We start from the raw sequence: 10,597 nt of genomic DNA on the forward strand, positions 1-10,597 counted from the left end.
CCGTTCGCCGGACATTCACCGTCGCTCGGCTGTCGACATTGCCACCCCTTGAGGTTTTGCAACTGGCGGCACCGCAGGCCGTGCTGCCGTCGCCAGGCCGGGTGGGGTTTTGATCCAGCGATAGCCTTGTACGCCAGAGCGATAGCCTTCGTCGTAGAGCGCGCGCATGTAGGAAAGATCGAACGATTTGGTCCATTTCACGCCGAGGTCGGAGGGGATCGCCGCGAGGTTGAAGTCGATGCCGTCGGCCTGGGCCTTGGCGTAGATCCGGTAGATGTCGCCGATGCCCTGGTTCTTGATCAGCGTGGAGACCGAGCGGCGAGAGATCGAGAACACACCGGCTTCGATGGTCTCCCACTCGGGGCTGACCTTCCCGTTGCGGATGATGAACATCCGCCGTGCCGATCGTCGTGCTGGAACCTCGAGGTCGTCGGCTGCCATTGGCAAGGAGGGCACGAAGACCTGCTGGGTCACGCCGCCGTCGACATGGAGCTCTTCGTAATTGCGGCCCTCGGCGCTCACCTTGATGTGGACGGGCGGAAACACCCCAGGGATCGAGGCCGAGGCCAGCAGAATCTTGCGAAACAGACTGAGAGCGTGCGGATGACCGCTCATCGCGATGCGTCCCATGTCCCACAGCACCGGCCGCTGCGCGTCCAAATTGGTTGTGCCGATCAGCAGGATGCGCCCTCTCCTGCGCTCGGTGGCGATGTCGCGCAGGAAGCGGTCGTCGACGTAGCTCGCGATCAGGCCTTGGAGCGGCGAACTATCGACCAGGCCGGAGCCGCCCAGCAGCGGCAGGATGCCTGGATCGTAGATCTCGCTTCGGGTGTATCTGGTGAACACCTCTTTCAGATCAGAGTCGCGGCTTGGCCCCAGATAGGCGAAAGGCGCGGCGAGCGCGCCGGCGCTGACCCCGGTGACCACGTCGAAGTCGGGCCTGGTCCCGGCGTCGCTCCAGCCGACCAGGAGTCCGGCGCCGAAGGCACCGTCCTCGCCACCTCCCGAGATCGCCAGAACGTTGAACCGCGGTTGCTGTCCTTCCGCGCCTCGCGCGCGGGACAGCGCACGCGCTTTGGGCGAGTGCTGCAGGGTGATCATTTGCGGAGCGGCCGAGGCGTCTCCCCAGATGCGTATATTGGGCATGCCGGCGAGTTCGGCCTCGTCGGCAAGTCGCTCCGGCACAACATTGCGCGCGTTGAGGCTCGCGCATCCGGCGCAGGACAACGCCACGACCAACACAGCGGCAAGACGAAGCAGTGGCGTCGAGCTGAATCCGGACCCGGCCATCCCGATCCACGACATGCGCCGCCCGACAGGCCTCGGCAATGCGGACATCCTCGCTCCTTGGTGACGCGATCGGCGATGGCGACCGACGCTGTGCATCTGCCGTTCCACCTGCATCTGGGGTTAGCGTGGCATCACGCGCTTGCAAGCCAGCGTAAGCCGAGGACGCGTGCCCGCGGCTCGCTGCGCTCATAGTCTTCAGCGGGTTGCAGCGCTGTTTGCGCCGTCATCGGTCCATTCGGGCGGAAACCCGAGCTTGCCGCCGACCAGGCCAGCGACGCCAGGCGAGCGCCCATAGCTCTCACACGCCGCGTACTTCGGCGCGAGCCCCACATTCGAGCTGATCTTCTGCCAGGACGGAACGCTGAAGCCGACGCCGCCGAACGGGCTCTCGCCCTTGTTGAGCAGCGTCGCGAAATCTTCGCCGAAAGATCCTGCGAGCTCGTAAGCGTCACCCGCTTTCGATACCCGGGGCGAACTGAAGAACGCGGTTGCGCCTCTGGCCCAGACGATCGCCGCCTGCTGCCGGCCGCCGCGATCGACCGCTTCTGCTTCGATCGACAACTCTCCCAGGCCGATCGGGACGCGCGGGATCGGGATCGGAACGCTGCCCATATCGACGAACTTCGTCCCGATCGACGCCGCGACCGAGACCCCCGCCGCGGCCTCGTCGGTCTCCGTGGCATGGGTGACGGCTGCCCGAACGGTGAGGTCTGCCGGACGTCCCGCCGCGATCACCTCGAAGCGATCGCTGAGGCTGATGCAAAGTGCGCGGTTCACGGCGTTGGCGACCAGCGCTCGCTGCTCGCTCGACAACGTCGGCGCAGCGTTAGGGGGAAACAGCGTGGGGGCGATGTTGATCGTCTTGGCGGCTGCGACCTGCTCCTTCTTGACGTGAAGGCGCGACTTGGTGATCTTTCCGTCCGACTGCTGCAGTCCGTCATAGGACGACAGACCCGTACCTTGGACAAGCGGCGCCGTCGCGCAGCCCGACAGTGTCATCGCAGCCAGCATGGTCAGCAACGAGGGAGAAGGCTGGCCACGCACCAACTCACGCCAGCCTGCTGCCGTCCTTGAAAGCGATCTCGTCGGCGCCACGGCGAATAGGAGCTGCATCAGCGCGCCCGTCAAACAGCCGCTGGCAAGAGGCGTCACCCGCAGCGTTGTGACCAGCATCAGGGCAGTCATCGCGTCTGACAGCATCCCGCGCTGTTCGGCGCGCCATAGCCGGCGGAAGCGAAACGTCTTATAGATACTGGAGAAATCCAGCTCGGCCGCGGAGCGCATTCAAACCCCCTGATGTTGAACTCTGCGCTCTTGATAGGCGGCCCACGTGGCTGGAAATCCGACCCGACATGACCGAAGATTGCCGCGCGAGCGGCGTTTGTGACGAAAGATGTCCAGGCGTTTCGAGGACAGCCTTCGTTACAAATGTTCCTTCTGCCCCTTACTCCAATGTGACCAAATCAGCCCATGCATGTGCCGCAAATTCTGATCGTCGACGACGATCTCGAGATTCGGAAGCTCCTGGCGCGCTACATCAAGGAGCAGGGCTTCCGCGTGCAGCTAGCGTCGCGATGCGCCGACGTCCGCGAACGAATTGCGACCAGCCAGATCGATCTCATCGTGCTCGACGTCATGTTGCCCGACGGGTCGGGGCTGGATCTTTGCCGCGATTTGCGATCCGAGCGATCGAAGATTCCGGTCATCCTACTGACGGCACTGAAAGAGGAGGTCGATCGGATCGTCGGTCTCGAGATCGGCGCCGACGATTATCTCGGCAAACCGTTCAATCCGCGGGAGCTTGTCGCGCGCATCCGCGCGGTGCTTCGTCGCGGTCAAGACGACCGTTCGGCTCACGGCGGCAGGGAACGCTATTCGTTCGAAGGCTTCGTCGCCGATCCGTTTGCGCGGTCGTTGGTCGATCCGCAGGGCCGCGATATCGAACTGACAGGAGCCGAGTTCGATCTGCTCCGGACCTTTCTCGATCGTCCGGGCCGGGTGCTGTCGCGGGATCAATTGCTCGATCTGACGCGCGGACGCGAGCCAGACGCGACGGACCGGTCCATCGATGTCCTGGTCAGCCGGCTGCGGCGAAAGCTGGCCAACTCCGGCCTTCCGCACCTCTTCAAAACGGTTCGAAACGGTGGCTACCAACTCGTCGCCAAGGTTAACTACTTGGAAGACTAGAGCATGATCCCGAAACGGGGATACCAGTTTTTCGGAACGACCATGCTCAACGGCTCCGCGCGGGAGAGACATTGATCGACACCATGCTTCGCCTCGTAGCGCCAAGGTGAAATGTCTTACTCCTCGCCGATTCACTCCGCCGGCTCGTCTCGCGTTCGCTCCTCCAAGCTTCAACATCTTAGTGTATTTCTAATTCCCTCGATACGGTGGAACTGGTTTAATTCGTCGATGACTTTTGTTCGGCTCCTCAGAGTAGCCGAGTTGCTGGATGGACGAACATGACGTTAGGACCCAATTTCGACCTTTCCTCCTGGCCGATCGCCCGCTACCAGATGCCGGCGCACGTGCCAGACGACATGGCGCAAGCGAGTATCGCCGAGTTCGACGCGCTTCTTGCGCGCAACCAGCGATTCGTCCTGGTCTTTCACGGCCCGGAGATGCCAAAAGACTCCAAGCACTTCATGAAGCTCTATCGAGACTGGTTCAAGCGAACCAGGGCGACGCAGCAACGCCTGTGCGCAGGAGGGATTCGGATCGAGCCCGACGCTCGCCGTCGGACCTCGTTCGCAGTCAAAGCGCTCAGCCTCGCGAACAAAGTGTTTCTTCCTTACCCCTATCGAGTCGTTGCCAACGATTCCGATGCGCTCACCCAGGCTCGGGCCTGGCTCAAGGACTGACGATCAGGACCCACCTCGCCATTCCCGAAGTACGGGCGACGCCGTACCGATCGGGATTGCACAGGCCGTGGCGAGTCGGTGATTGCCCGGCAAAGACCACGAGTCGACCACCAGACCGCCACGGAGGGAGAGCGACAAGCGGGACGGCACCTCGACATCCACCGCTCTTCCGTCGCTCGCCAATCTGACTCGCACCGCACGCAAGGGGCAAGCGAGACCAACGCCGAACATCTTCAGGACCGCCTCCTTGATCGTCCAGTAGCGCAGAAAGCGCTCGTCTGGTCGGCTGTCTCGGCGAACGTCGTCCAGCTCTTCCGGCGTGAGCGCATCTGTCAGTCCGGAGATCCCGTCGCGCAACAACTCGACATCGACACCGCATGCATAGCCGGAAACGATGCACGATACGTACTGGCCCGCATGACTGAGATTATGCTCGATCCCAAACAGATCGAAAGGCGACGAAAGCCTCGGCTTACCGTCAGATGGATAGTCGAAACGCCACGCATGTGTCGACACGCTCGGGCAGAGCGACGACATGACATGGCGTCGCAAACACCAGGCCGTCAGCCGACGACGGTACTCGGCCTCAGCGACGAAGGCATTCAGGCGCGCGCGCTCGGTATCGTCGAGCCAATGCCGATTCACCTCGCCCAAATCGCTATCGACGCGTGCAATCCAGACTTCCGTCGCAACCACGGCTTCAATTCCGGTAAGTGGAGGATGTTCCGGCGGTTATGTAACGCGCCCTGCCAGATCCTTCGTCAAAACATCAGACGCCAGAATCGACCAATGATCGGCATCGATCGCCACATGATGCGTGGACCGAGGGAAAAGCGTCGACCAATCCATCAATGGCTCACCCCAATTCGGCATCCGGCGTGTCGCCGTATAGACCACCACTTCGGGACCAGGAGGAAGCGGTGCCAGCCTCGCTTGTACCATCGCGGCGAGATTGGCGGCCATGACGGCGATCATCCTGCCGAGGGCATCATCATCGGAGAGAAGCGAATCCGGCAGGCCACGTCCGCTCAGCACTCTTCGCCACACCGCGACACGGTCCGCATCGGGCATTCCGTCGAGCGCCTCGGTCGTGAGGCCTTGTGCGAGCAGTTCGGAGCGTAGAACGTCACTCGCGCAGCTTTCGAGCAGTGCCCCCGGCGAACGTATCGCCGCCTCGAAAGGCCCTCTTGGAGAGGGATCAATCAACACCAGCCGCATCACTCGCTCGCCAGCCGCGATCAGATCTCCTGCAAGCTTCCACGCTGTGTGGGCTCCCATCGACCAGCCGAGAAGCTGCCAACCCGATCCAGGCATCTGTCCCAACGCACCGCGATGATAAGCAGCAAGAGCACTCAAGGATTCGAGCGGCCTCTCGTCGGCGAGAAGTCCCGGCGCATCGACCGCCGACAGGACGCAAACGCCCTGCAGGCGCTCGGCCAGCGGACGGTAGGCCGCGGCATATCCATCGCTGGCATGAAGGCAAACCAAAGGTCCTTTCGGTCCCGACGTCAACAGGACCGGTGCGCTACGACGATACATCCCCTGCTCGGAGATCGCGACCGCCTGGTCCGCCAGAACCGGATGATCGAACAGAAGCCGCAATGCGACGTCCCGGCCGAGCTCCTTCCGGAGTCTGCTCGCCAACCGTGTCGCGATCAGGCTATCACCGCCGAGATTGAAGAAACTGTCGGTACGGGACACTTCCTTGCATCCCAGGAGCTCTCGCCACACCCCTGCAATCGCAGCTTCGATACCCTCCCGTGGCGGCTCGCTCGTCAGTTGTCCAGGCCACGCCTCAGGCACGACCGGCCGCGGCAAGCGGCTTCGATCGATCTTTCCATTAAGGGACAAGGGCAGCCGATCGATTCGTACATGCCGGCTCGGAACCATATAGGCTGGCAGCTTGCCACGCAGATACGCGTCGATGCGTGCAGTTTCGACGGTAACGATCGTCTCCGGTCCACGTGCAACGATCACCTGCTGACCGAAAGCTGCGATCGACTGTCCTTCCGCGGGCACGGCGACGTCCGGATATCCGGCCTCGCGCAACGCGCGGCACCATGACTCCGCGTTCAACATCGGCAGGCCGCTGTCGCGCCGATCATCGTCGAATTCGGCATGAAGCCCTTCGATCAGCCCGCCGGTGACCAGTTGCAGTGTCTTGTTGCGCGTCGCCTCGATGACAGCAAGCATACCTCCGGGGCACAAAAGCCGCTTCACGTCAGACAGGGTGCGCACGACGTCCCGACCGTTATGCAGCACGTTGGCCGCGAGCACGATATCGAACCCGTGCAGGGCTTCGACCTGCTCTTCCGGCGCTCGCTGGATGTCGTAGAGATCGTAGCGGACAAACCCATACGCACCGAATTTTTCCTTCGCCATCTTCAGGAAGCCGGGACTGACATCGGTGTAGACGTACTCGCAATCGACGCCCGCCAAACGCGGCAAGACATAGGACGTCAACCCGCCGACCCCCGCACCGATCTCCATGATCCGCAACAGGCGACCACGGCACGCCGCAGCGCGCGCCGCGACGCCCTCTGCGACGGCTCGGCCAAGGCAGGACGCGATCACGTTGTCCTGGTACAATGCTTCGCTGCGCGAAAAATCCCCGTCCGGGAACAGCAATTCCAGCGCCTCCGCCGGTTGCCGCCGCACGATGTCCGGCAAACGACGCACGCACGTGCTTATCCAGTCGACCAGCGCCCCGCCCTGCCTTGTCCACGACAGCCTGGTTCTCAACTCCGCGATCCGGCGCTCGATACGACGATCCAGTTCGTCCGGATCCCCGAGCAGCCCCGACCGGACGAAACGATCGCCCTCCCGGCGGTAGGTGCCTTCCTGTGTTAAGGCATCCAGCCATTGCCTCACGAGGCCGGCGTAATGCGGTACGTCGTCCGCGATTCGCTTCGGATCGAGGCTCGTTCGGTCGCCCAGACCGATCGCGACGAGAGCCCGGCGGATCGCCGCATTCGACAGCTCTTCCCCGATCCGCTCGAAATCGCGCAGCGACGCGAGCACGGTACTCTCGACCTGTTCACCAGCGGCCTCCGCCATGGCGGTGGTCGCCACGTCCCAATGTTCGACGGCATCCGCGGCATCGACCGACCGTTGCGTGAAACATTCACGAGGCGCGGCGGACGGCACGACATAGCTCACCAGCTTGCGCGCTCTGCCGATGTCGACGGCCTCGACCACGGCGGCCTCGATGTCCGGGTGGGAGACCAGGCAGGCTTCGACTTCACCGAGTTCGATCCTCATGCCGTTGATCTTGACCTGATGGTCACGGCGGCCGAGAAATTCGATGATGCCCCCCGGTCGATAGCGTGCGCGATCTCCGGTACGGTAGAGCCGCTCACCCGTCCGAGGATGCTCGAAGAACGCGCGAGCAGTCTGCTTCGGATCGCCGTAGTAACCAGATGCAAGTCCATCACCTGCGATGAAGAGATCGCCCTCGACCCAATTCGGACGTGGGCGCAATTCGTCGTCGAGTATATGGTAGCGCTGATTGGCCAATGGAAAGCCGTACGGGATCGACGGCCAATCGCGACTCAATTCGCCAATCTCATACCAGTTCGACCAGATCGCGGCTTCGGTCGCGCCGCCGAGTGCAGCCATCCGGCTCCCCGGCGCCACCGCGCGTATCCGGTCCGGCAATCCGAGAGGAACCCAGTCGCCCGACAACAAGGTCCAGCGAAGCTGCGGAAGCAAACTACGTTTCGCCTCGACATGCTCGACCAGCATCTGCATCAGTGCCGGCACCGAATTCCAGATCGTCACGCCCGTGTCGACCAGGCGGCCGAGCCATGCGTCCGGCTCACGCCGATCTTCCTCTGCCGGGAGCACGAGCGCTGCGCCGGCCACCAACGTCCCGAAAATATCGTAGACTGACAGATCGAAACCGAGTGCCGAGATCCCGAAAACACGATCTCCGGCGGAGGCGCCGATGCGGTTATTGACGTCAACGATAGTGTTGGCCGCAGCGCGATGCGTCACCGTCACACCCTTTGGCACGCCGGTCGACCCCGACGTGTAGATGACGTAGGCAGGATCGTCGAGCGACGCTTCGCACCGAGGCGCCACTCGGTCGGCAGCCGCTGCTCGCTTCGGATCGATCACATGAAGCGTGTTCGGCCATCGGCGGGCGTCGGGATTGCCGAACGACTTGTTCATGCCGGCGCCCGCCACGACAAGCCCGATCCGTTCATTCGGCATGTCGTGAGAGATCGGCACATAGAACGCACCGACATGCAAAATCGCGAGTACTGCGGCGATCTGATCGGCGCCCTTCGGCAGCGCGACGCCGATCGGCTCTCCCGGACCACCCCCCATCGCCGTGAGCGCCCCGGCGAACCTCTCCATACGCTCGCGCAGAGCGCCGTAGGTCATTTCAGCGTCGGGCGCGATCACTGCGATCGCATCGGGGGATCTCGACGCCTGCTCCAGAAACAGGCGCTCGAGCCGCGCCAGTCTCATCGGCACCGCGGTCCCGTTCGCGCGGGCCCGCTCTTCTACTTCCACGCCGGACAACAGGACGTCCGGCGACGGCTCGGTCCAGTCCGCGTTCTCGCTGGCGAGGTGATCGAGAAACGCGCCATATACTTCGAACAAGGCGTCGGCGACACCCGGCGGAAATACGTCGTCGATGACGATCCAATTGTATTCCAGGCTGCCGTTGCGGATCATCGCCTGATGATCGAGCGACACTTGCGGCGTGCAGGTGTAGAGATGACACGGCTCGCCCAGCATGCCCCCTCCCCCATTTCGATGAACGAGCGAATCGATATCGATGCCGAGCAGGCTGGTGAAAACGATCGGCATGAGCCGATCCGCCCTTTCACCGCGTCGATGCGCGATCTCGCGAAGCGCCTCGATACCGCTGAAGCGCGCGTGCGCAAGAGCGCGCCACAATGTCGCCTGAACCACGCGAGCGCGCTCGACGAAGCCGACACGGCCTGCCGCATCGATATCGATCAGCAGAACCGACGTGAAATCGCCCACCAGCCTCATCACGTCGGGATGCAGCGGGCGACGGTCGAACTGCGTCAGGTTCAGGAGGAAACGCGGCTCGGAAACCCACCGCGCCAGCACTTCCGAGAACGCGGCCAGCAGCAACGATGAACATGTGATGCCGTGCGCCCGCGCCCTCCGTTCCAGCGTTTGCCACTGCTCTGTGGGCAAACGCCGCCGCAACCGCCGAAACGTCGTCGCAGTCACAGTGCCGCGGTTTGCGGCAGGAAGGCGGGGCGGTCCCGGGAGATCAGCAATGCGGCCGAACCACCATGCGCGGTCATTCTGGAAGTCCGGGCTCTCACGATCGCGGACGATCGCCAGCAGATAATCGCGATAAGTCAGCGAAGGAGCGGGAAGAAGAGAGGCCGAATCCCGATACAGCATCTCCAGTTCGGAAAGCAGGATATGGAAGCTCTGAACATCGACGATCAGGAGATCGAGATCGAGATGTAACAAGGATGTCTGTGCGGACAGGCGGGTCACGCAGATTTCGAACAGCGGCCACTGATGCGCGTCGAGAACCTGAGCACTCATCCGCGCCCGCTTCTCGAGTCGTCTGGATTCAGCCACAGCCGCCGGCAGACCGCACACGTCCTCGATGGCGATCGTATAGTGCGGGACGTCGGGGAGGATACATTGCTCGCCATCGGGCGTCACCACCGCACGCAACATCCCGTGACGCTGAATCAGATCGTTCCAGGCCCGTTCCAGCTTCGCAGCATCGAGATTCGGGATCTCCCATTCGAAATAGACGTGGCAAGCGACGCCGCCCAGATCGAGCACGTCACCGCGCCCGACCCAATACGCATGCTGGATGTCGGTCAGCGGAAACTTCGGACTCGCCTCGCCGCCGTCGACACCGGCGGTCGGCTCAGGCGGCGTCACTCCCTTTTCGACGAACGGCGCAACCTCGACCAGCCGCACGCCGTCTGCTTCGGCGATCACGGATCGCTCCTGCGCAGCTGCGGTTTGCCAAGTCACGAACCTTCCCGTCGGAGTCAGCAAAGCAGCCAATTCCTGGCGTGCGCGGGACGGCAAGATCGCGTCACGAGCCGCGAAGATGAGGTCGAACGGTCCTTTGTCCGGTGGCGCGCAAGAGGTCGGATCGTAGGCGGCGAAACGCAGGCGAGCGCAGTTCGGCGCGCGCAGTCGCAGATTTGCCAGATGCAGCACCGAAGCATGCGTCACGAGGTGCTTGACGTCCACGTCGGTGGCGATCGTCTCGAGGCAATCGAATACATCCAGGCTCGGGGCGGCAATCTCCAGGACCCGGAACGTGCAGCCGCCCCCCTCCGGGAGAAGGGTCGAGGCGACCTGTTGCAGAAGCCGGCGCTCGACCTCGTTGAGCGAAGAAGCTACATTCACTTGCGGCACGACTTACCTCGCTGATCGATGTTGATATTGGCGCGGCCTTGAACCGACGTGGGCTC

General features: G+C 63.0%; 6 protein-coding genes. 2 read left to right on the forward strand and 4 right to left on the reverse strand.

All coding sequences use genetic code 11. From position 1 onward, the window contains the following. Positions 1-15 precede the first annotated feature (15 nt). On the reverse strand, positions 16-1,338 hold the full coding sequence (locus RPC_RS15165) for a patatin-like phospholipase family protein (protein WP_157043224.1): 1,323 nt from the start codon (positions 1,336-1,338) through the stop codon (positions 16-18). A gap of 147 nt (positions 1,339-1,485) precedes the next feature. Beyond that, the gene (locus RPC_RS15170) at positions 1,486-2,574 is read right to left on the reverse strand and encodes a DUF3313 domain-containing protein (protein ID WP_011473468.1); all 1,089 of its coding nucleotides are present in this window, start codon (positions 2,572-2,574) and stop codon (positions 1,486-1,488) included. Positions 2,575-2,760: 186 nt separating this feature from the next. Between RPC_RS15170 and RPC_RS15175 the strand changes: the two genes are divergently transcribed. Beyond that, positions 2,761-3,477, forward strand: coding sequence for a response regulator transcription factor (locus RPC_RS15175; RefSeq protein ID WP_011473469.1), 717 nt, complete (start codon positions 2,761-2,763; stop codon positions 3,475-3,477). Positions 3,478-3,755: 278 nt separating this feature from the next. Then, positions 3,756-4,154, forward strand: coding sequence for a hypothetical protein (locus tag RPC_RS15180; protein WP_011473470.1), 399 nt, complete (start codon positions 3,756-3,758; stop codon positions 4,152-4,154). A 3-nt stretch (positions 4,155-4,157) separates the two neighbouring features. On the opposite strand, the gene RPC_RS15185 is transcribed toward RPC_RS15180, so the two are convergent. Both RPC_RS15185 and RPC_RS15190 read right to left on the reverse strand, forming a co-directional pair. Further along, entirely contained in the window at positions 4,158-4,850 is a 693-nt protein-coding gene (locus RPC_RS15185) for a 4'-phosphopantetheinyl transferase family protein (RefSeq protein WP_011473471.1), read from the reverse strand. Between the two features lie 36 nt (positions 4,851-4,886). Then, positions 4,887-10,541: a non-ribosomal peptide synthetase gene (locus RPC_RS15190; RefSeq protein ID WP_011473472.1), complete on the reverse strand. Its 5,655-nt coding sequence runs from the start codon at positions 10,539-10,541 to the stop codon at positions 4,887-4,889. Positions 10,542-10,597 lie beyond the last annotated feature (56 nt).

The organism is Rhodopseudomonas palustris BisB18 (genome assembly GCF_000013745.1).
Lineage (GTDB): Bacteria > Pseudomonadota > Alphaproteobacteria > Rhizobiales > Xanthobacteraceae > Rhodopseudomonas_A > Rhodopseudomonas_A palustris_F.